Genomic DNA, 455 nt, shown 5'->3' on the forward strand with positions numbered 1-455 from the left:
CAATCGATTCAAGACGTGATCGGGCACATCATCAAAGAGCTGGAAAAGACCAGAAAAGCCATTGAGCAGACGATCGATGACGATCCAGATCTGCGCGGGCGGCGCGACCTGATTACCTCGATCGACGGTCTGGGCGAGACCACCGCCGCGTTGCTGTTGGCCGAGCTGGGCGATCCCCTGAAATACCAAAGCCCATCTGCAATTGTCGCCTTCTCAGGCCTGAACCCCGTGATGCAACAGTCGGGCGAGTTCACAGGCCAGAGCACCATTTCGCGCACAGGCGCCTCAAGGTTGCGAGCGGGCCTGTGGATGTCGGGCACCGTCTCGATCAGGCATAACCCAGTCGTAAAGGCACTGGCAGAGCGTTTGAGCAGCCGACACAAGGCCTACAAGCAGATCGTGTGTGCGGCAATGCGCAAGCTGCTGCATCTGGTTTACGGGGTGGTGAAGTCGGG

General features: G+C 58.9%; 1 protein-coding gene. It reads left to right on the forward strand.

All coding sequences use genetic code 11. The features are described 5' to 3' along the window. Positions 1-455: transposase (locus FW789_RS24310; RefSeq protein WP_446432154.1), on the forward strand; the 455-nt coding region annotated here is incomplete at both ends.

The organism is Pseudomonas sp. 1121_17 (genome assembly GCF_052850745.1).